The following is a 20,752-nucleotide window of genomic DNA, read 5'->3' on the forward strand; positions in this document are numbered from 1 at the left end:
CGGTTCTGGATCATGGGCAGCACTAACCCACTACGCACGCGATATCGTACGCGGCCGCCAGAGGCGCAAGCAAACCAGCCCCCACGTGAAGGAGCAGTGTGTCCAACCAGCACGCGAGCGCGGAACAAGCGCTCGGCACCGCCGGCATCGTCAAGCGCGGTGCGGACGCCGCGGAGTCGCGCGTGGCGAACCGGATCTGGTGGGACGCCGACGCCGACGACTACCACCGGACGCACGGCGACTTCCTCGGCGCGTCGGACTTCGTCTGGTGCCCGGAGGGCCTGCGCGAGGAGGATGCGCGCTTCCTCGGCGACGTCGCCGGCCGGCGCGTCCTCGAGGTCGGCTGCGGCAGCGCCCCGTGCGCGCGGTGGCTCAAGGACCACGAGGCCGACGTCACCGCCTTCGACATCTCGGCGGGCATGCTGCGCCACGCCCGCGCGAACAACGCCGAGACCGGCATCGACGTCCCGCTCGTGCAGGCCAGCGCCGACCAGCTGCCGTTCAGGGACGGCTCCTTCGACGCCGCGTGCTCGGCGTTCGGCGCGGTGCCGTTCGTGGCGGACGTCCGGGAGGTCTTCGGCGAGGTCGCCCGCGTGCTCCGCCCCGGCTCCCCGTGGGTGTTCGCGGTGAATCACCCGATGCGGTGGATCTTCCCGGACGACCCGGGCCCGCTCGGCCTCACCGTCACGCAGTCGTACTTCGACCGCACCCCGTACGTGGAGGTCGACGAGGAGGGCCGGGCGACCTACGTCGAGCACCACCGCACGCTCGGCGACTACGTCCGCGCGCTCACGGGCACCGGCTTCGTGCTCGAGGACCTGGTCGAGCCCGAATGGCCGAAGGGCCACACGCGCAACTGGGGCCAGTGGAGCCCCCTGCGCGGCAAGCTCTTCCCCGGCACCGCGATCTTCCGGACGCGCCTGACGTCGTAATCTCACCGGTCATGACCTCGGCACGCGCACTGGTGGCGGCCCAGTCAGCACGCTTCGCTTCACTGGACCCGCTGCTCCCCCCTGCCGCCGAACCGCCGACGGACGGCCACGTCCTCACGGCGGCGCTGGCGGACGGCACGCGCGTGGCCGGGGTCGTCAGCCACCAGAGGTTCGAACCGCACTCGACGACGAGGCTCTGGTCGGCGGCGGAGGTGTGGGAGATGGTGCCGCTGGTCGGCGGCTCGCAGGGCATGGACGCGCTGCTCACCCGCTTGCGCCGGCACCTCGACGCGCAGGACGTCGGCGAGGACACCGCGTGCGTCGTGCACTGGCCGAGCCGTGACGTCCACGCCGCGCGGGCGTTCCTCGACCACGGCCTGGTGCCGCTGTCGGTGCTCGCGGTCCGGCTCGGGACGCCCGACCGGCAGCTCTCCCGCACGCTCACGATCCGCCGCGCGACCTCGAACGACCTGGAGACCGTGCTGCAGCTCTCGCTCGCGGAGCTCGAGTTCTCCTCCTATGTCGGCTCGACGGTCGTGCGTCCCGACGCGGCGGCGGTGAAGCGCCGCGCACTGGCGGAGCGGCTGGAGAACGCGAGTCCCATCTGGCTCGCCGAACGCGACGGCATCGCGGTGGCGCTCGCCGAGTGCGCGGTCGTGTCCTCCGAACCCGGTTCGATGGCGGCCACGCGGCTGCCCCTCGGCCGCTGGGGCTACGTGAACTGCGTCTCGGTGCTGCCGGGCGCCCGCGGCAGCGGCATCGGCCAGCAGTTGCTCGCCCACGCCCACCAGGAGCTGCACCGGATGGGCACGGTCGGCACGTACCTCTACTACAACCCGCCGAACCCGCTGAGCAGCGTCTTCTGGCCGCGCCAGGGCTACCGGCCGTTGTGGACCGTCTGGGAAGTACGCCCCGCTTCCGCTCTCAGGTGACCTATGTCCGAGTTGCCACGCGCACAGGTCTGCGGGAGAATTTGTACTGACTGGTCAGTTCAAAGGGAAGGTAAAGGCCGTGGAGATCCAGGCACGACGCGCGGGCGTCAACGGGGGCCATGGTCCCCTGCTCCGGCCGACCTCGCTGACCGTGAAGCCCGGCGAGCTGACGCTGGTCGCGGGCGAGCCCGGCGCCGGGCACACCGCGCTCGCGCTCCTGCTCTCCGGCCGCATGAAGCCCTCGACCGGCACCGTGTCGCCCGACGCCGCGAAGCTGCGCAAGCAGGTCGTGCTGGTCGACGCCCCCGAGGTGAACGAGCCGGAGGAGTCGCTGAGCCTCGCGGCCGTCGTCGGTGAGGAGCTCGCCATGAACGGCATGCCGTCGGGCAAGAAGGCGGTGCACGACTGGTTGGTCGAGCACGCCGCCGACGAGCACGCGACCAAGCGCTTCGAGCACGTTCCGGCGCAGACGCGGTGCGCGGTGCTGCTCGACCTGGCCGCCGCGCGTCCCGGCGTGACGACGCTCGTCCTCGACTGCCCGGACCGCTACCACCCCGACCCGCGCGAGTGGTTCGCCCTGGCGCACGACCACGTGAGCCCCGAACGGGCCGTCGTCGTCCTGTGCTCGAACTCCTCGGCCGGCATTCTCGGCACCCCGCACGCGCGCCTTGGTGAGGACAACGACACCAAGATGGAGATCACCGCATGAGCGCCCTTCGCATGGCCTTCAACGAGCTGCGCCGGATCACCTCCGGCAAGCTCCCCAAGCTCGCCGTCCTGGCCCTGGCCCTCGTGCCCCTGCTGTACGCGTCGCTCTACCTGTACGCCAACAAGGACCCGTACGCGAACCTCAACCACGTGCCCGCCGCGCTCGTCGTCAAGGACAAGGGCGCCAAGGACCTCAACGCGGGCAAGGACGTCGCCGACGAGCTGTTGAACGGCAAGAAGTTCAACTGGCAGGTGGTCGACGACGCCGACGAGGGCGTGCGCAAGGGCAGGTACATCTTCGCGCTGACCCTGCCGGAGGACTTCTCGGAGGCGCTCACGTCCGCGGAGCAGCAGAAGCCCCGTCAGGGCGTGCTGACCCTGACGACCAACGACGCCAACAACTACCTCGGCTCCACGATCGCGAACCAGGTGGTGAGCGAGGTCCGCAGGGCCATCACGGCGAAGGTCTCCACCGAGGCCGCCGACAGGTTCCTGCTCGGGTTCTCCACGATCCGCGAGGAGACCACCAAGGCCGCGGACGGCGCCCGGCAGCTCGCGGACGGCAGTGCCACGTTGCGGGACAAGATCGGTGAGCTCGACAGCGGCGTCCAGCAGCTGGCGAGTGGCGCCGCGCAGCTCCGCGACGGCACCCACGAGCTGCGCACGCAGACCGCACAGCTGCCCGCCGGCGCGAAGAAGATCGCCGACGGGGCGCGCCAGGTCGCGGACGGCAACGAGACCGCCGCCCGCTCGGCGGAGGAGTACGCGGCGAAGGCCCAGGCCCTGGTCGGCGTGCTCGACCAGACCGACGGCGACATCGCGATCCGCCTGCGCTCCCTGGGCTTCACCGAGGAGCAGGTGCAGAACGTGCTGACCACTCTCGGCCAGGTCCGCAAACCCGTCGACGACGCCAACGGCAAGGTCCAGGGCGCGGCGGGCGACCTGCGCAAGCTCGCGAACGGCGCGGACCAGGTGGCCGACGGCGCCGAGCAGCTCTCGGAGAAGATGCCCGCCCTGACCGCCGGCATCGCCAAGCTCGACGACGGCGCCACGACACTGCGCGACGGTCTGCAGAAGGCGGCCACCGGCACACCGCAGCTGCGCGACGGCGCGGCCAAGGTCGCCGACGGCTCCGCTCAGCTGCGCGACGGTCTCACCGGTGGCGTCGACAAGATCCCGAACGCCGACGACCCGACCCGTGCCGCGATCGCGCAGGCCATCGGCGACCCGGTGGCGGTGCGCGGCCTGTCCCAGACCAAGGCCGCCACGTACGGCGCGGGCCTCGCCCCGTTCTTCCTCGGTCTCGCTACGTGGATCGGCGCGTTCGTGCTGTTCCTGCTGCTGCGTCCGCTCTCACGCCGTGCGCTCGCCGCGGGTCAGTCGGCGCTCAGGGTTGCGTTGGGCGGCTGGCTGCCCGGTGCGTTGCTCGGCGTCGTGCAGGTGCTCGTGATGTTCTCGGTCGTTCGGTTCGTGGTCGACATCGAGCCGTCGAATCCCCTCGGCACGTTCGGCTTCCTCGTGCTGATGTCGCTCACGTTCGTGGCGATCCTGCACGCCCTGAACGCCGCGTTCGGTGCTGTGGGCAAGTTCCTCGGTCTGATCCTGCTGATCCTGCAGCTGGTCAGCGCGGGCGGCACGTTCCCGTGGCAGACGATCCCGGTGCCGCTGTACCCGCTGCACTACGGCCTGCCGATGGGCTACGCGGTCGACGGTCTGCGCCACCTCATGTACGGCGGTGACCTCGGCAGCGTCGGCAGGGACGTGCTGATCCTTCTCGCCTGGCTGGTCGGGGCCCTAGCCTTGGCGTCCGTGGCGGCCTACAAGCAGCGCGTGTGGACAGCGTCCAAGCTGAAGCCGGAGCTCGTGCTGTGAGCGCCCGGACGACGGCGACCAAGCAGAAGCTCTTCGACGCGGCGTTGAAGCTCGTCGGCGAACGGGGCGCGGCCTCGGTGACGGTCGACGAGATCGCCGCGGAGGCGGGTGTCGCCAAGGGCACGATCTACTACAACTTCGCCTCCAAGGACGCCTTGGTCGAGGCCCTGCTGCACCACGGCGTCGAGATCCTCGCGGGCAGGCTGCGCTCGGCCGAGGGCTCCGAGGACTCGCTGGAGGCCCTGGTCGACGAGATGCTCGGCTTCTGGGCCGAGTACCCGGCGTTCGGCCAGTTGCTCGTCTCGGAGCTGTGGCGCACACCTGGCCAATGGCACGGCACTCTCTCGTTGCTGCGCGACGACATCGTGTCGATCGTGCGCGGTCAGATGAAGCGCCTGTCCGACGCCGGGCGCCTGCCCGAGGGGGTCGAGGTCGGCACGGCCTCGGCGGCGTTGTTCGGCACGCTGCTCGTGATCGCGCTGGACTGGCAGGTCTTCCAGCCGGAGCGGTCGCGGGCGGAGGTGCGCGAGTCGGTCATGCTGCTGGTGCGGGGGATGCGCTCGGCGCGGTGAAACCCGGCCGAGATCCGGAAGGCGTGGCTCAGCGGGCGTCCTCGTAGTGCAGCGAGGGGGGCCGTCCCTCCAACGCCCGTTCGACGGCTTCCAGCACCGCACGGCTCGTGCGGCGGGTGGCGTCGTGGGCGAAGTGGCCGAGCAGCACCTGCTGGGTCGGGTTCGGCAGCACCGGGTCCGGCACCGGCGCGCACGTGTGCACCTCCACCACCGGTGCGCCCTCGGCGAGAAGGCGGTGCACAGCGGTGAGCACTCCTGTGCGGTAGCTGGTGTGCACCCACGCCACCAGCAGGTTCACGAGGTGGCCGTCGAGCTCGTACTCGACCTCCGAGGCGAGCGCCGCGGGGTCGGCCCAGTCGGCTCGCACCCAGGTCGGGCGGTGTCCGCGCGAGATCGACGCGCGCGCTGCCCTGCCCGGGCCGTCATCGGCGGCCAGCGGCTGGGTCCGCGACGGCAGCACGACCCGCCACCCGCGTGCCACGAGCTGTTGCGCGCAGCCGGCCAGCATGCCGGTTCCGCTGAGCACCAGAGCCGTTCTCACCGGGCACGCTCCTCCCCGACCGAGGCCAGCGGCCCGGCCAGCCACCGCTCCACCTGCGCCTGCCCGCGCAGCCGCACGACCACCACGTCGTCGACCAGGGCGAGCACCCTGGTCCTGCTGCGCCGGTAGGTCCTCGGGCCCCACCGCAGGATGTGCTCGGAGTCGGTGAACACCGACCACAACGACGGTTCCTGGTTACCGTTCCACAACTCGACCCTGCCCGCCCGCCGTCTGATCGTGCGGACGACGAGACGTCCCACGACTACCGGGAACGGGTGGTCCAGCCACACGAGCGTGTCCGCGCGGGCCAGCAGCTCCGGGCGCACCTCGTTGTACTGGAACTCGGTGACCCAGGCGTCCTGGCGGGCGAACGCCGCCACGTCGGCGCGGAACTCGGGGCGGGGCGTCCACCGCGGGCCCCAGTAGAGGCTGTCCAGTTCGACCCGGCGCAGGCCGTGCTGCCGTGCGATGCGCCGGCAGAGAGTCGACTTGCCCGCTCCCGCGTTGCCGGCGACGAGAACGCGCCGGGGCACGTGCGGCAGCGGATCGGCTGGTCCGAGCAACGGCATCGGGCCAGGCTAGGGGAAACGCGACGGGGACGACACGAACGCGGGGCCCCGGGAAGTTCCCGGGGCCCCGCGTTCGTGAAAGACGACGTCAGAGAGCGGTGACGTTCGTCGCCTGCGGGCCCTTCTGGCCCTGCGTGACGTCGAACGAGACCTTCTGGTTCTCTTCGAGGCTGCGGTAGCCGCCACCGTTGAGGGCCGAGTAGTGGACGAAGACGTCAGCGCCGCCGTCCTCGGGGGCGATGAAGCCGAAGCCCTTTTCGGCGTTGAACCACTTGACGGTGCCGTTAGCCATGTACTGCTTCTCCTTGATTACTGACGAGCGAGCCGCACTGTGCGACCACTCAGTGGTTGGTCATGAGCAGACCGCCCCAACCGTGAAGAAGGAGAAGCGCTCGCAACTGAAGTTCGGCGAGCGTGCAGAACACGAACACAAAACCGCAACCACCAGAGAACACTACCCGAAGTCACGGCCGTTGGCGAATGGGGACCGCGAACCGCTGCTGCATGGCCGAGATCCGGAGGACGACGAAGCACGCGAGGCCCGCCGCTCCCAGGGCACACAGGGTGGACAACGTCGAGAACACCACGTACGCGCGGGTGTCGAGCAGCAACGACTCGAGCACGTCGCACAGGACCATCGCGAGGAACGCGTACTGCCACGGCTTGATCAGCGGACTCGCCACGCGCTCGGCGAACGGCACCTCGCGCTGGTCCGGGTCGCTCGCCTTCCACACCTGCGACACCATCCGCACGCCGTGCAGCGCGATCGCCTCGGCGTTGTGCGTGGCGTTGCGCAACCACACGACGAACGCCACGGCGGCGGGGAGGACCAGCACGATCGCGAGGAAGCTCCACGACGGCGAGCCGCCCTGCCAGTCGTTGACCGTGCCCCACACGGACTCGGCGGCGACCAGGGCGATGAGCCCCGTGCTGACGTAGCCGGAGACCCGGACGTCCCTGAGGTCGATGTAGGTGTCCAACGCCACTCTCCCGAACACGGCGGACCTCGCGGGAGACTACCGCCCGAACCGGCAGCCGAGCTCCGCGAACGTGGCGACCTTCTCGGCCGCCCGCACGACGACCTCGTCGATGCCGTCGAGCACCACCCGGTCACCCACCCGGCGGGCGGGCAGCAGCGGCACGTCGGCCTTGCCGCACTGCTCCACGACCGATGTGAACGCCCGCGCGGCGGCGAGCGGCGCGACGAGGGGCTCGCCCGACTGCCGGTGGCGGACGAGGTTCTCGAGCAGGTCGGTGGGCGGCGTCACGGCCATGCGGTGGTCGTTGACCGTGAGCCGGTCGTCGTCGTACCACCACACGGCCTGTCCGAGCGATCCGTGCACGAGGACGACCGGCGGCAACGACGTCGTGGCGCACAACGTCGTGGCGACCACGACCGGCGGCGCACCGTCCGACGTCACGCGGACGCAGGCCGTGTCGTCCGCTGTGATCGTGTCGCGGCACCGGTACAGCTCCAGCTCGACGGTGATGTCGGTCCGTTCCTCGACATCGGCGAGAAGCAACGCGTTCTGCAGTGCGTGCGCGAACGGGTTCACGAGCGTCCCGTCCTCGCCCTGCCGCCCGGCCCACTCGGCCCGTTCGTAGTAGGAGTCCGTGCGCACCCAACGGCCGGCGGCGCCGATGCCCGAGATGTCGCCCAACGCACCGGAGCCGATCAACGAGCAGAGGCGGCGGTACGAACCCGTGCCCTGCGCCTGGAACCCGAGCTGGCACACGAGCCCGCGGTCGTGGGCGGCGGCGGAGATCTCGTCGAAGTCCGCCACCGACAGCACCGCGGGCTTCTCGACGAGCACGTCGCAGCCGAGCCCGAAGGCCTCCAGGACCAGGTCGCGGTGCGTCGCGGGCGGCGAGGAGACCACCACGACCTCCGGGTGCAGCTCCGCGGCGAGCGAGGGCAGGTCGGGGTAGGACGGCACCGGCACGTCGACGTCCGCCACGTCCACGACACCGACGAACGTGGCGACCCCGTCGCGGCCGAGCCTCAGCAGGTTCTCGACGTGCCGCGCCCCACGCCCCCGAGCACCGACCAGCGCAACACGCATCGTCATCACCCTTCTCGGGCCCGCCGCGATCACCCGCAGGCCAGCATCGGCCGAGGTGCCGCGAAATTCAATGCGCCGAGCCGACCAAGACACGCTTGCGACAGCATCCGGACACCCGCGGCGGCACCGTCACGGCCGCCGGAGGTCCAGCAGGTCGGCGACGCGGACCGGCCCGCCGGTGGAGAAGCTGCGGTTGGCGGCGAACCCGGTCAGCAGTGACAGCGCGCCGTCGTGGTGCGTCGCCCGGCGCCCGAGCGGGTCCTGCTGCCCGGCCGGTCCGTACAGCGCGTCGACCATCCGCCGGTCGGCGCCGCCGTGGCCCTCGCGGTCGTACTCCAGCGGGATCTCCTCCCGCTCCTCGAACAGCCGCTGCACGGAGAGCTTCGCCCAGCCCTGCTCCGGACTGGCGCCGACGCCGTGCACGGACGGGTTCTGGCCCGACACCCAGGAGTTCTCGACGACCTCCAGTTCGAGGCGTCCCCTGCTGCCGTTGACCATCAGCCGGTAGCCCTCCCACGGCGAGTAGGCCGTGAGGTGGTACGTCAGGGTCGCGCCGCTCGCGTACCGGACGAGCACGGACACGTCGTCCTCAATGGACACACCGGGGTCGAACGGGTTGCGGTCGCGGCGGTAGCCGTCCTCGTGGCACGCGTCGAGGTAGAGCCTCCGCAACCAGTCGTTCCGCGTCAGGTCGATCGCGAACCGGTCGTCGTCGGTGTAGCCGTGGCGTTCGCCGTTCTCGTGACCGTAGAAGAACAACCGGCCCTGTGCGTACACGGTGTCGGGCACCGAACCGACCCACCAGTTGAGCAGGTCGAAGTGATGGGTCGACTTGTGCACCACGAGCCCGCCGGAGTTGGCCTTGTCGCGGTGCCAGCGGCGGAAGTAGTCGGCGCCGTGCCGGGTGTCGAGCAACCACTCGAAGTGCACGGACCCGATCTCGCCGACAGCACCGTCCGCGAGCAGCGCGCGCACCTTCTCGTGGATCGGGTTGTAGCGGTAGTTGAACGTGACGGTGACGTTGCCGCCGTTGCGGTGCACGGCGTCGAGGACCTTGCGGGCCGACGGCACGTCCGTCGTCATGGGTTTCTCGGTCACGACGTCCCGGCCGGCGTCGAGCGCTTCGACGACGTACCTGTCGTGGAACCGGTCGACGGTGGTCACCACGACCACGTCGACCCGTTGCTCGTCGAGCATCTTCAGGAAGTCGGCAGCGTCGTAGGCGGGAACCGGGCCGAGGCCGAACTCGGCCAGCCGCTCGTTGTGGACGTTCATCCGGGTGCGGTTCACGTCGGCGAACGCGACGAGCTCGCACGTGTCCGCGTGTTCGACCGCGATGGCGTGGACGTGCCGCTCCGCGCGCGAGCCCGTGCCGACCACCGCATAGCGCCTGCGTTCCATCCGCGACCCCCCTGAAAACGTTTTCCCCACGCTACGGCAGGGGCAGGATGGGGTCATGCCGACTCCTGTGGTGCTCGACTGCGACCCCGGCCACGACGACGCGATCGCGATCCTGCTCGCGGCGGGATCGCCCGAGATCGACCTGCGCGCGATCACGACCGTCGCGGCGAACCAGACGCTCGGCAAGGTCACGCTGAACGCCCAGCGGATCTGTTCGGCGGCCGGGATCTCGGTGCCGATCGCGCGGGGATGCGCGAGACCGCTGGTGCGACCGTTGTACGTCGCCGAAGACATCCACGGCGAGTCCGGTATGGACGGACCCGCTTTCGGCGCTCTTACCGTTGACGTGGTGGAGGATCACGCGATCGACGTGATGCACGCGAACATGCCGGCGACGCTGGTGGCGACCGGCGCGCTGACCAACGTGGCGATGTACCTGCAGCGGTACGGCACCTCCGCGGTGCGCGAGATCGTCCTGATGGGTGGATCGACCGGACGCGGCAACACGACGCCGTACGCGGAGTTCAACATCTACGTGGACCCGGAGGCCGCCGCGATCGTGTTCGGCAGCGGTGTGCCCGTCACCATGGTCGGGTTGAACGTGACGCACCGGGCACTGGTGACCCCGGAAGTGGTGGCGCGGTTGCACGCCCTGGGGCCGCTCGGGCGGATCTGCGGCGAGCTGATGACGTTCTTCGCGGCGACCTACCGCGAGGTGTTCGGGTTCGAGGCGCCACCGCTGCACGACCCGGTCGCGGTCGCGCGGGTGATCGACCCGTCCCTGGTGACGTGCGTGGACGCGTTCGTGGGGATCGAGACGACCGGGACGTTCACACGTGGCGCGACCGTGGTCGACCTGCACGGCAGAACGGGAGAACCGCCCAACGCCCGTGTGGCCGTGGGCCTGGACGTCGAACGGTTCTTCGAGGTCGTGGTCGAGGCGGTGAAGGCGCTCAGCTGATGCCGCGGTCGCTGAGCAGCGCCCACTGGCTCCAGCCGGCCTTCTCCTTGTGGAAGCGGCGGACCAGCTTGCCGTCCTCGGTGCGGGCGAAGACCTCGACGGTCTTCGTCTGCGCGTGGTACATCGCGCTCGGCGCCTCGGCGACCTTGGTGGTGCCGAGCCGCGCCCACGTGGTCCAGCCCTTGTCGGCCGCGCGGGAGTGCTCGACGAAGCCGCCCTCGCCGAGCTGCACGACGTCGATGGAGCCGGTCGTCGAGTTGTAGACGGCCGACGGGGCGCCGGTGCCCTTGCCGCCGAGCGAGGTCCAGACGCCCGCCGCGTACTGCTCGACGCTGCCGGACTCGGTGCGCACGAAGACCTGGTCGACGGCGACGCTGGGGTCGCTCACGATCTTCTTGTCGCCCTGGTCCCGCCAGGTCGTGCCGTCCCACTTGACGAGCTTGTCGTCGGAGGAGCGCGCGTAGACGTCGTTCTCGGCGACGACCGGGGTGCCCTGGATCTTGCGGTCGCCGACCTGCGCCCACTTGTCCGTGAAGCGCAGCAGCGAACCGTCCACTCCGCGGGCCAGGACCTCCACGGCCTTCGTCCTGTCGTTCCACTGCAGGGCCGGATCACCCGCGACGACCGTGTCGCCGAGCGCGGCCCAGTGGCCGTCGACGCGGCGGTAGATCCGGTCGTCGGTGCCGCGCGCGAACACCTCGACGATCTTCGTCTGGGGGTTCACCAGCGCGACCGGGTCGCCCGCGAAGTGCTCGGAGCCGAGCTGCTGCCACCCGTTCCAGCGGCTGGTCTTGTGGAAGTTCGTGATGACCGCGCCGTCCGCGTCGCGGGCGAAGATCTCGAGCTGCTGCTGGCCGGTGTTCGAGACCTGCGGGCCGGAGCTGACGACGAGCTTGTCCGTCACCGGCGTCTCGCTGCCGGAGCCGGCGCCGCCGGCCTCGACGATGTTGTTGTAGCGCAGCGGCACGTACTGACGGGCCGTGCTCGCGCTCCACACGCGCTGAACGGTCCGGCTGCCGTCCGGCCCGGCCTGCTCGCGGACGATCGGCCGCGTCTTGGCCGCGTCGGCCCAGCCGATGAACAGCGCGACGTGGCTCTCGCGGTCGTTGAGCGCGTCGCCGGGACGGAGGTCCTCCCAGTCGATGCGGTGCGCGACCTGCTCGAGGATGTGCGTGGTGTAGGAGATGCGCAGGCCCCAGGCCATCGAGACGAAGCCGGAGCAGTCGGTGCGGTAGGCGCCGTACCTGGTGCCGAAGCAGTCGGCCTGGCTGTACGGGACGCGCGCGCTGATCCACGTCCGCGAGCGCGCCAGGACCTCGCTGCGCGTGATCTTGGAGTTGGCCTCGTACGTCCCGCAGATCACGCCGCCCTCGGCGGCGGCGACAGCGACGTCGGGCATGGCCAGCGTCGACCCGAACGTGATGGCCGCCGCGGCTACCGCCAACATCCCCCACCGTTTCATGCCGGTCACGGTAGCAAGGCGATGTGAAGTTTTGGTCCGGTCGAACGTTCCTCGTTGCTGTGGATTTTGACCGTTGGCGTGGACTAGCCCGGCCCCTCCAGAACGCTCTGGTAGCGGCGCGGGACGTAGAGCTCCGCTCCCGTCTCGTAGGGATAGGTGAGCGCGCGCAACCGGGTGCGGTGACCACCGGCCTGCTCGTACGCCCAGTACCTCCCCGGCTCCGCCGCCCACGCGGCGAAGATCACGACGTGCCGCGTGAGGTTCGTGCCGTCCGCGCGGATGACCACGTCCCCCGCCCGCAGCTCCCAGGGCGCGATCAGGCTGCTCACGCCCGCGAGTCCAGGCGTGTCCAGGCCGCCGTGGCGGTGCTCGGGCCTGCCGGGCAGCGCCCACGCCATCGAGACGAAGCCGGAGCAGTCGGCGCGGTAGAGGCCGTGCTCGTTGCGGTGGAACGAGGTCTGGCCGTACGGGACCGAGTCGCGCACCCACGAGCAGGCGCGCGCCACGATCTCGGGACGGGTGATGAGGCGGCCGGCGGCACGAACAGTGGTCACGCGGCCATGCTCTGACCGTCGTCTCTAAGTTCTCTGCAAGCTGTCTACAAGGTCGGCGTCCGAGATCTCGGCGAGCGCCCACGCGAGCGGGTAGCTCAGTTCAACGGCGTCGTCCTCCCTGGTCAGCCGCACGCCGGGCAGCACCTTGCGCACGAGCGCGAGCATCGCGTGGTTGTCCGGGAGCACGGTGCCGCGCAGCTCGGCGACGCCCAGCCGAGCCGCGACCGAGGTCAGCTCCTCCAGCAACCGGCGGCCCACACCGCGGCGTTGCCAGAGGTCGACCACGGCGACCGCGATCTCCGCCCCGCACTCGCCGGTCTTGATCACCCTCGCGATGCCGACCGGGTCACCGCCGATCCGGGCGCACACGGCCGCATGCCGTTCCCCGTCCACGTCGGTCAGCACGCGGCGGGCCGAGGCCGTCAGCCGCGGCGTCGGTGAGTGGAAGCGCAGGTAGCGGCTTCGGGCGGAGAGTCCCGCGAACACCGCGTCGACAGCTTCCGGCGCGGTGTCGCGGTTGAGCTCGGTGACGCGCATGAGGATCGACCCCTCTGAGTTCGGAATCCGAACTGTAGCTGAGTTCGAAAATCGAACGCAAGGGATATCCTGGTGTCATGCCGTACTCGAGTTTCGCGAGCATGCCCTGCACGCTGAGCCGCCCCGCGGCGTTGCTGGGCGAGCGCTGGACCCTGCTGCTGCTCCGCCAGATCTTCCTGGGCACCCGCCGCTTCGAGGACTTCCAGGCCACGATGGACATCTCGCGCAGCGTCCTGACCGACCGCCTGAACGTGCTGCTGCAGGAGAACGTGCTCAAGCGCGTGCCGTACCACGAGGACGGCCGCACGCGGCACGAGTACCGGCTCACCGAGAAGGGCCGCGACCTCTACCCGGTGCTGATGGCGCTGCGGACGTGGGGTGAGAAGTGGATGGCGCCGGACGAGGAGGAGTCGTTCCACCTGCACCACCGCGACTGCGGAGGCGGCGTGCGCGCAAAGGTCGAGTGCACCGGGTGCGGCGTCGAGTTGACCGCGCGTGACGTGCAGGTGACAGCCAGGGAGTGAACTGCGGCCGGATTGCCCTTCGCGCCGGTGCCCGCGCCGCTGTCCAATGGACGGCATGGATCGTCGTGACTTCCTCGTCGGGGCCGGGCTGCTCGCCGTCGCGCCGACCGCGTCGTCGGCCGCGCGGGGAGTGGACTGGGCCGCGGTGCGCCGCGAGTTCCGGCTCGACCCGGCGCTCGTGAACCTCGGGCTCTTCTACCTCGCGTCGAACCCGCGGGAGGTGCGGGACGCCGTCGACGACTTCCGGCGCCGCCTCGACGCCAACTCGCACGACCTGATGCCCGGGCAGGCGCAGGAGGTCGCGGCCGCCCTCGGGGAGTACGTCGGCGGCTCGGCGGACGACATCGCGTTCGTGCCGAACACGACCATGGGACTCTCGATCGTCTACGGCGGCCTGGAACTGCGCGCGGACCAGGAGGTGCTGCTCAGCGACCAGGACCACGCGTGGCACCAGCAGGCCGCACGGCTGGCGGCGGGACGCGTCGGGGCGAAGGTCAGGGTCGGCACGCTCTACGAGAGCTCCGCGAAGGTCACCGAGGACGAGGTGGCGACGCGGCTGCGGAACTCGATCACGCCGCGAACCCGTGCCGTGGGTATCACGTGGGTGCAGTCGAGCACGGGTGTGAAGATGCCGGTGCGGGCGTGCGCGCAGGTCGTCGCCGAGGCCAACAAGGGCCGGGCGGCGGAGGACCGCTGTCTTCTCGTCGTCGACGGCGTGCACGGACTGGCGGCGGTCGACGACGACGCGGCACGCCTCGGAGCCGACGTGTTCGTGGCGGGCACGCACAAGTGGCTCTTCGGGCCGCGCGGCACCGGCATGGTGTGGGTGAACCCCGAGGTGCGCGACCAGATCACGCCGCTGCTGCCGAGCCTGAGCGACCGCAGCGAGACGGCGTTGCTCGGGCCGGGTGGCTTCCACGCGTTCGAGCACCAGTACGCGGTGCGGGCGGCGGTGCGGTTCCACCAGCGGCTCGGCCGCGAGCGGGTGGTGGCCCGCATCGCCGAGCTGTCCGGCCGGTTCTCCGCCGGCCTGGCCGAGATCCCCGGCGTCGTCGTCCACACCCCGCGCGACCCGGCGGTGTCCGCGGGCCTCGTGTGCTTCGACGTCCCCGGCCACACCGGGACCGAGCTCGTGGAACACCTGGCGCGGAAGCAGATCCAGATCACCACCGCGGCCTACCGGATCCCGTACGCGCGGATCGGCACGTCGATCCTCAACACCCCGGAGGAGATCGACAGGACGCTGCGCGAGATCAGGGCGCGGGTGCGCTGATCCGGGGCAGCTCGGCCGTCCCGGGCGGTTCCAGCCGCACGCTGGTGTTCTCCATGATCACCTTCGGCTCGTCCCACGCCCGGTGCGCCGCCCACCCGCCGCCCAGGACGAGGGCGAGCAGCCCCGCCGCGATGAACGGCGTCGTCGGCAGGCCGCGCTCGCGCTCCTCCTCGCGTCGAGGCGCCGGCACCTCGACGGCGTGCACGTCCGCGGGTTCGGGGTCGAGCCGCCGGGCTTCGAGGTACGCGCCCATCGCCGCGGCGCCCTCCGGCGCTCTCATCACCGGGATGCCCAGCCGTTCGCCGATCTCCCTCGTCACCAGCGGGATCCGCGACGAGCCGCCGACGAGCAGGACGACGTCCGGGCACGGCCCCGCGCTCGCCGCCACGCGTTCCAGCGCGTCGACCACCCTCTCCACCGACGGCCGGATGACCGCCTCGAACTCCAGCCGGCTGAGCCGCACCTCCCGCACCTCGCCGCTCGCGACGTAGGGGATCCGGACCTCCGGGTAGCTGCCGAGCAGCTCCTTCGCCTCGACGCAGCTGCGCACGAGCTCCAGACTGTGCGTGCCGATCTTCGCGATGACGTGCTCCGCCACCAGCTCGTCGAGCCCGAAGCCGCCGCCCTCCACCCGTTCCGGCTGCCCTGCCAGCAACAACACGCCCCGCTTGCGCAACACCGCGATGTCGCACCCGGTGGCGCCGAAGTCGAACACCGCCACGGTGCTGTGCTCGGGCATCCGCACGTCGGCGTCGAACGCGATGGCGGCGGCGTGCGGTGACGGCACGAACAACACGTCCGCGCGCCCCTCGTCGACCAGGTCCTGCCTGAGCTGTTCGAGGTGTTCGTGCGGCCAGCACAGCGGATGCGTCAGCGCGACACGGCTCGGCGACGCCCCGTACCGCTGTGCGAGGCCGTCGAGGACCTGCGCGATTTCCCCGGCAGGCGCCTGCTGACGCCTGTGGCCGGTCGTGACGCCACGGGCGGTGGCGACGGTGGTGCCTGCGGATCCGAGATCGAGCCCAACCTGGTACGACATTGCGGGTCACCCCTCACTGCGGACACCCACAACACGTACGTCTCACATGACGCGGTTCATTTCCTTCTCGCTGCGATCACAACGGCATGAGGTGTTCGTGCGGCCGTCGCGGTGGTGCGGGCACCGTGGTGAACGGTGGCGCCCCGGCGGAACACCTCGTTGCGGGACAACGCGTGCGGCCGCGACGGCGTCGTCCGCCTCACAGGGTCAGACCGACCGGTGTGAAGGTGAGCCTGCCGCCGGTCACGCGGCCCGCGAAGCACCTTCTCGCGCCACGGCCCGCCACCCCTGACCGGGATGGCGGGCTGTCGTGTCCGCGACTAGTGGGCGGCGTCGTCCCAGGAGCGGCCCACGCCGACCGAGACCTCGAGCGGGACCCGCAGCCGGTAGGCGTTGCCCATCTGGTCGCGCACGAGGGCCTCGACGGCCTCGCGCTCGCCGTCGGCGACCTCCAGCACCAGTTCGTCGTGGACCTGCAGGAGCATCCGCGAGCGCAGGCCCGAGGACTCCAGTGCGCGGTAGACGCCCAGCATGGCCACCTTGATGATGTCGGCGGCGCTGCCCTGGATCGGCGCGTTGAGGGCCATGCGCTCGGCCATCTCGCGGCGCTGGCGGTTGTCCGACGTCAGGTCCGGCAGGTAGCGGCGGCGGCCGAGGACGGTCTCGGTGTAGCCGTCCTTGCGGGCCTTCTCGACGATCTCGTTGAGGTAGTCGCGCACTCCGCCGAAGCGGGCGAAGTACGCCTCCATCTGCTCGCGGGCCTCTTCGGTCGGGATGCGCAGCTGCTGCGACAGGCCGAACACCGACAGGCCGTACGCGAGGCCGTACGACATCGCCTTGATGCGGCGGCGCATCTCCCCCGTCACCTCGGAGGTGGGGATGGAGAACGCCTGCGAGGCCACGTACGTGTGCAGGTCCTCGCCGCTGTTGAACGCCGCGATGAGGCCCTCGTCGCCGGACAGCGTCGCCATGATCCGCATCTCGATCTGGCTGTAGTCCGCGGTCATCAGCTCCGCGTAGCCCTCGCCGACGACGAACGCCTGGCGGATGCGGCGGCCCTCGTCCGTGCGGATCGGGATGTTCTGCAGGTTCGGGTCCGTCGAGGACAGCCGGCCCGTCGCGGCGATCGTCTGGTGGAACGTCGTGTGGATGCGGCCGTCGTCCGCCACCGACTTCAGCAGGCCGTCCACAGTGGACTTGAGCCGCGTGACGTCGCGGTGCGCGAGCAGGTGCTGCAGGAACGGGTGCTCGGTCTGCTCGAACAGGTTCTGCAGCGCGTCCGCGTCCGTGGTGTAGCCGGTCTTGGTCTTCTTCGTCTTCGGCATGTTCAGCTCGTCGAAGAGGACCGTCTGCAGCTGCTTCGGGCTGCCGAGGTTGATCTCCTTGCCGATCACCGAGTACGCGTCCTGGGCCGCCTGCTTCACACCCGCGGCGAAGTGCGCCTCCAGCTCCGAGAGGTGCTCGACGTCGATCGCGATGCCGACCGCCTCCACCTCGTCGAGCACGTTCATGAGCGGCAGCTCGAGGTTCGCGAGCAGGTCGGTGCCGCCGATCGCGACCAGTTCCTCGTCGAGGCGGTCCGCGAGCTCGGCGACGGCACGCGCGCGCAGGATCGTGCTGGTGGCGAGCTTCTGCGCCTCCTCGGACTCGTCGGAGAGCAGCGACAGCTGGCCGTCGCCGGACTCCTCCGCGCGCAGCTCCCGCTTGAGGTAGCGCAGCGCCAGGTCGTCGAGCGCGAACGAGCGCTGGCCGGGACGCACCAGGTAGGCGGCCAGCGCCGTGTCCGACGTCAGGCCGCGCAGCTTCCACCCGCGGGCGCGCACGCGCCGCAACGGCAGCTTCAGGTCGTGGCCCGCCTTCGCCACGCCCTCGTCGGCCAGCCACGCGGCGAGCGCCTGCTCGTCGGCCTCGTTCAGCTGCGTGACGTCGACGTAGCCGCCCTCACCGGTGGCCGTGCACAGCGCGACGCCCTCCAGCTCGGTCGTGATGCGCAGGGCGACGCCCACCCGGGTCTTGCTCGCGTTCTCGCCGAGCCACGCCTTGAGCGTGCCGGCGGGGATGGCGCCACCGGAGACCTCGAAGCCCTCCTCGGCCTCGGGCTCCGCCGTCGTCAGGGTCTGGAAGAGACGGTCGCGCAGGACGCGGAACTCCAGCTCGTCGAACAGCGCGTGCACGGCGTCGCGGTCCCACTGCTGCACCTCGAGACCGTCGATCGTGTACGGCAGCTCGACGTCCTTGACCAGCTCGGTGAGCTGGCGGTTCATGATGATGTTCGCCAGGTTGCCGCGCAGCGCCTCGCCGACCTTGCCCGGCACCTCGTCGACGCGGTCGACGAGCTCGTTGAGCCCGCCGAACTGGTTGAGCAGCTTGATGATCGTCTTCGGGCCGACGCCCGGCGTGTTCGGCAGGTTGTCCGACGAGTCGCCGCGCACCGCCGCGTAGTCCGCGTACTGGTCGGGGCGCACACCGTGCTTCTCCTCGACGTACGCGGGCGTGAACCGCCCCATCTCCGAGACGCCCTTGACCGGGTACAGCACCGTGACCTGGTCGCTGACCAGCTGGAACGCGTCCCGGTCCCCGGTGACGATCTCCACCTCGACGCCCTGCGCCACGGCCTGCGTGGTCAGGGTCGCGATGATGTCGTCCGCCTCGTAGTTCTCCTTCTCCATCGTGGGGATGCGGAGCGTGGCGAGCACGTCCTGGATCAGGGAGACCTGGCTGCGGAACTCGTCCGGCGTCTTGGTCCGACCGGCCTTGTACTCGGGGTACTGCTCGGAGCGGAAAGTCTTGCGCGAGACGTCGAACGCCACCGCCACGTGCGTCGGTTTCTCGTCGCGCAGGATGTTGATCAACATGGACGTGAACCCGTACACGGCGTTCGTGACCTGGCCCGTCTTCGTCACGAAGTTCTCGGCGGGCAGGGCGTAGAACGCTCGGTAGGCCATCGAGTGACCGTCGATGAGCAGGAGCCGCTTCACGTCTGAGGTAGTCACGGGCCCGAGTCTAGGGTGGGGGTCTGACAGTTCTGCTTGAGCCCTTGGAGCCCGCGTGACCCCCGACCTGCCGATCGAGTTCGCCGATGAACAGCTGCACGTCCGCATGGGCATCGAAATCACCCGATGGGATGTGCAGGAGATGGTCGGCACGATGCCGGTCAAAGGCAACCGCCAGCCGTTCGGCCTCCTCCACGGCGGCGCGAACGCCGTGCTCGCCGAACAGCTCGGCTCCATCGCCTCCGCGATGCACGCGTCCCAGCACGGGCTGATCGCCGTCGGGCTCGAGCTCTCCTGCACCCACCACCGCGCGGCGCGCGAGGGCACCGTCACCGGCGTGGCCCGTCCGATCCACCTGGGACGGAGCACCACGACGTACGAGATCGTGGTGACCGACGAGGACGGCAAGCGCACCTGCACCGCCCGCCTCACCTGCCTCCTGCGCCCCAAAGCGCCCGGCGCCTGACACTGGGGTAAACCACACCTCGGTTGTGCGGTCAGCCCCAGTGTGCGACCAAGACCAGCGCGACATCGTGGGTCGCATGACCTTCACGACCCGACTGTCAGCAGCGGTCCTGTGCGGCGCGCTGGTCGCGGCCTCGGTCCCCGCCACCGCGTCGGCGCGCCCGGCGCGCGGCGAGCTCCTCGACGTCGTCCCGGTGTCCACGATGGACACCGACCAGCTGGCCGCACACCTGCGGGACCACGCCCTGGACGCCTCGCGCGTCCGCTTCGCCGTGGAGGCGAAGCGCATCACCTACCGCACCGTCGACGCCTTCGGGAAACCGACGACGGCGAGCGCCCTGGTCGCCCTGCCGCGCGACGGCGGCAGAACGCCCCGCCAGGCAGCGTGGCTGCACGGCACCACGGGGTACCGGGGCTCCGTCGCGTCCGTGGCCGACGGCAACGACAGGGCGGCCACCTACCTGTTCGCCTCGGCGGGCTACCTGACCACGGCGCCGGACTACCTGGGCCTCGGCACCGGCCCGGGCTTCCACCCGTACGTCGACGCCCCGTCCACGGTCACCGCGTCCGTCGACGCCTTGCGCGCCGCCCGCTCGTACGCCGCGTCGAGGGGCTTGCGCCCCGACCGGCGCGTCATGATCACCGGCCATTCCCAGGGCGGCCACGCGGCGATGGCGCTGGGCCAGGCCCTGCAGCGCGGTGCCGACCCCCGGCTGGAGGTGGGGGCCCTGGCCCCGATCGGCGGCCCGTTCAAGCCGAGCCTGCTGGTGGCCGAGGCGCTGGACGACGAGATCGCCAACGGCGTCGCGTACATGGCGTACTGGACGGTGGCCTGGAAGCGCCTCTTCCCCCTCTACGACAGCCCGGCCGAGGTCTTCCGCGACCCGTCGGTCGAGGCGCTGTTCGACGGCGAGCACCCCAACGAGGAGATCTTCCGGCACCTCCCCGCCACCATGCGCGAACTGCTGACCGACTCCTACTCCGCCCGGCTGCGGAACCCCACGGGCATCCTCCGCGCGAAGCTCCGCGAGGCCGACAGCTACTGCGACTGGCGCCCCTCGGTCCCGGTGACGATCTACTCCTCGGCCGGCGACCGCGACACGCTCCTCGAGACCTCGGCCTACTGCGACCAACGGCTCAAGAAGCACCACGCCCGCAGCACGCTCGTCGACCTGGGCGCCGACGTGAACCACGGCAGGGCCGCCAAGCTGGCCTTGCCCCGCATCCTGGCCGACTTCGACCGCGCCTGAGCGGGAGGCTCGGCGCGCGGCGAGGCCGCAAGCGCCTCGGGGCCAGGCCGGCACCGCCTCACCCCGCGGCTCCCAGCGGACCCGAGCTCCTGCGCGCAAACGAA

General features: G+C 70.8%; 21 protein-coding genes. 10 read left to right on the top strand and 11 right to left on the bottom strand.

Annotation, left to right across the window (positions count from 1 at the left end; translation table 11 throughout):
• Nucleotides 1-98 precede the first annotated feature (98 nt).
• The 5 genes from L6E10_RS07290 to L6E10_RS07310 all read left to right on the top strand — a co-directional run bounded on the left by L6E10_RS07290 (nucleotide 99) and on the right by L6E10_RS07310 (nucleotide 5,016).
• Complete coding sequence (locus tag L6E10_RS07290) at nucleotides 99-932, top strand: class I SAM-dependent methyltransferase (protein ID WP_236218046.1); 834 nt, start codon at nucleotides 99-101, stop codon at nucleotides 930-932.
• A gap of 11 nt (nucleotides 933-943) precedes the next feature.
• The gene (locus L6E10_RS07295; protein ID WP_236218048.1) at nucleotides 944-1,864 is read left to right on the top strand and encodes a GNAT family N-acetyltransferase; all 921 of its coding nucleotides are present in this window, start codon (nucleotides 944-946) and stop codon (nucleotides 1,862-1,864) included.
• A 79-nt stretch (nucleotides 1,865-1,943) separates the two neighbouring features.
• Nucleotides 1,944-2,573, top strand: a complete 630-nt coding sequence (locus tag L6E10_RS07300; protein ID WP_236218050.1) for an ATP-binding cassette domain-containing protein — start codon at nucleotides 1,944-1,946, stop codon at nucleotides 2,571-2,573.
• The gene (locus tag L6E10_RS07305; protein ID WP_236218052.1) at nucleotides 2,570-4,444 is read left to right on the top strand and encodes a YhgE/Pip domain-containing protein; all 1,875 of its coding nucleotides are present in this window, start codon (nucleotides 2,570-2,572) and stop codon (nucleotides 4,442-4,444) included. Before L6E10_RS07300 ends, L6E10_RS07305 begins: the two co-directional genes overlap by 4 nt.
• Nucleotides 4,441-5,016 carry a TetR/AcrR family transcriptional regulator gene (locus tag L6E10_RS07310; RefSeq protein ID WP_191302665.1) on the top strand — a complete coding sequence of 192 codons (576 nt, stop codon included), beginning with the start codon at nucleotides 4,441-4,443 and terminating at the stop codon, nucleotides 5,014-5,016. Before L6E10_RS07305 ends, L6E10_RS07310 begins: the two co-directional genes overlap by 4 nt.
• Nucleotides 5,017-5,044: 28 nt before the next feature.
• Here L6E10_RS07310 and L6E10_RS07315 read toward each other — a convergent pair whose 3' ends face one another.
• The 6 genes from L6E10_RS07315 to L6E10_RS07340 all read right to left on the bottom strand — a co-directional run bounded on the left by L6E10_RS07315 (nucleotide 5,045) and on the right by L6E10_RS07340 (nucleotide 9,590).
• Nucleotides 5,045-5,557, bottom strand: coding sequence for a hypothetical protein (locus tag L6E10_RS07315; protein WP_236218053.1), 513 nt, complete (start codon nucleotides 5,555-5,557; stop codon nucleotides 5,045-5,047).
• A complete protein-coding gene (locus L6E10_RS07320; RefSeq protein WP_236218054.1) occupies nucleotides 5,554-6,126 on the bottom strand; it encodes an AAA family ATPase in 573 nt (190 codons plus the stop codon). The genes L6E10_RS07315 and L6E10_RS07320 overlap by 4 nt, the downstream gene beginning before the upstream one ends.
• Nucleotides 6,127-6,214: 88 nt before the next feature.
• Nucleotides 6,215-6,418 (bottom strand): cold-shock protein, encoded by a 204-nt coding sequence (locus L6E10_RS07325; RefSeq protein ID WP_086665400.1) that lies wholly within the window; start codon nucleotides 6,416-6,418, stop codon nucleotides 6,215-6,217.
• 172 nt (nucleotides 6,419-6,590) lie between these two features.
• Nucleotides 6,591-7,124 carry a hypothetical protein gene (locus L6E10_RS07330; protein WP_236218056.1) on the bottom strand — a complete coding sequence of 178 codons (534 nt, stop codon included), beginning with the start codon at nucleotides 7,122-7,124 and terminating at the stop codon, nucleotides 6,591-6,593.
• Between the two features lie 18 nt (nucleotides 7,125-7,142).
• On the bottom strand, nucleotides 7,143-8,195 hold the full coding sequence (locus L6E10_RS07335) for a Gfo/Idh/MocA family protein (protein ID WP_236218058.1): 1,053 nt from the start codon (nucleotides 8,193-8,195) through the stop codon (nucleotides 7,143-7,145).
• A gap of 123 nt (nucleotides 8,196-8,318) precedes the next feature.
• On the bottom strand, nucleotides 8,319-9,590 hold the full coding sequence (locus tag L6E10_RS07340) for a Gfo/Idh/MocA family protein (protein WP_236218060.1): 1,272 nt from the start codon (nucleotides 9,588-9,590) through the stop codon (nucleotides 8,319-8,321).
• Nucleotides 9,591-9,645: 55 nt separating this feature from the next.
• Here L6E10_RS07340 and L6E10_RS07345 point away from each other — a divergent pair, with 55 nt between their 5' ends.
• The gene (locus tag L6E10_RS07345) at nucleotides 9,646-10,551 is read left to right on the top strand and encodes a nucleoside hydrolase (RefSeq protein WP_236218062.1); all 906 of its coding nucleotides are present in this window, start codon (nucleotides 9,646-9,648) and stop codon (nucleotides 10,549-10,551) included.
• On the opposite strand, the gene L6E10_RS07350 is transcribed toward L6E10_RS07345, so the two are convergent.
• The 3 genes from L6E10_RS07350 to L6E10_RS07360 all read right to left on the bottom strand — a co-directional run bounded on the left by L6E10_RS07350 (nucleotide 10,544) and on the right by L6E10_RS07360 (nucleotide 13,104).
• Complete coding sequence (locus tag L6E10_RS07350) at nucleotides 10,544-12,013, bottom strand: PQQ-like beta-propeller repeat protein (RefSeq protein ID WP_236218064.1); 1,470 nt, start codon at nucleotides 12,011-12,013, stop codon at nucleotides 10,544-10,546. The two genes, L6E10_RS07345 and L6E10_RS07350, sit on opposite strands and share 8 nt — an antisense overlap.
• A gap of 83 nt (nucleotides 12,014-12,096) precedes the next feature.
• Entirely contained in the window at nucleotides 12,097-12,567 is a 471-nt protein-coding gene (locus tag L6E10_RS07355) for a hypothetical protein (RefSeq protein WP_236218066.1), read from the bottom strand.
• 24 nt (nucleotides 12,568-12,591) lie between these two features.
• The gene (locus tag L6E10_RS07360; RefSeq protein WP_236218068.1) at nucleotides 12,592-13,104 is read right to left on the bottom strand and encodes a GNAT family N-acetyltransferase; all 513 of its coding nucleotides are present in this window, start codon (nucleotides 13,102-13,104) and stop codon (nucleotides 12,592-12,594) included.
• Nucleotides 13,105-13,181: 77 nt separating this feature from the next.
• Between L6E10_RS07360 and L6E10_RS07365 the strand changes: the two genes are divergently transcribed.
• A complete protein-coding gene (locus tag L6E10_RS07365; RefSeq protein WP_090095774.1) occupies nucleotides 13,182-13,628 on the top strand; it encodes a helix-turn-helix domain-containing protein in 447 nt (148 codons plus the stop codon).
• Nucleotides 13,629-13,683: 55 nt separating this feature from the next.
• Nucleotides 13,684-14,901, top strand: coding sequence for an aminotransferase class V-fold PLP-dependent enzyme (locus tag L6E10_RS07370; RefSeq protein WP_236218070.1), 1,218 nt, complete (start codon nucleotides 13,684-13,686; stop codon nucleotides 14,899-14,901).
• On the opposite strand, the gene L6E10_RS07375 is transcribed toward L6E10_RS07370, so the two are convergent.
• Together L6E10_RS07375 and polA are read right to left on the bottom strand one after the other, a co-directional pair.
• Nucleotides 14,882-15,940, bottom strand: coding sequence for an Hsp70 family protein (locus L6E10_RS07375; RefSeq protein WP_236218072.1), 1,059 nt, complete (start codon nucleotides 15,938-15,940; stop codon nucleotides 14,882-14,884). The two genes, L6E10_RS07370 and L6E10_RS07375, sit on opposite strands and share 20 nt — an antisense overlap.
• A gap of 320 nt (nucleotides 15,941-16,260) precedes the next feature.
• Nucleotides 16,261-18,885, bottom strand: a complete 2,625-nt coding sequence (gene polA / locus L6E10_RS07380; RefSeq protein WP_236218409.1) for a DNA polymerase I — start codon at nucleotides 18,883-18,885, stop codon at nucleotides 16,261-16,263.
• Between the two features lie 154 nt (nucleotides 18,886-19,039).
• Here polA and L6E10_RS07385 point away from each other — a divergent pair, with 154 nt between their 5' ends.
• A complete protein-coding gene (locus L6E10_RS07385) occupies nucleotides 19,040-19,399 on the top strand; it encodes a hotdog fold thioesterase (RefSeq protein WP_236218411.1) in 360 nt (119 codons plus the stop codon).
• Between the two features lie 76 nt (nucleotides 19,400-19,475).
• Complete coding sequence (locus tag L6E10_RS07390; protein ID WP_236218074.1) at nucleotides 19,476-20,648, top strand: S9 family peptidase; 1,173 nt, start codon at nucleotides 19,476-19,478, stop codon at nucleotides 20,646-20,648.
• Nucleotides 20,649-20,752: the final 104 nt, after the last annotated feature.

The organism is Lentzea sp. CC55 (genome assembly GCF_021056325.1).
In the GTDB taxonomy this organism is placed as follows: Bacteria; Actinomycetota; Actinomycetes; order Mycobacteriales; family Pseudonocardiaceae; genus Lentzea; species Lentzea jiangxiensis.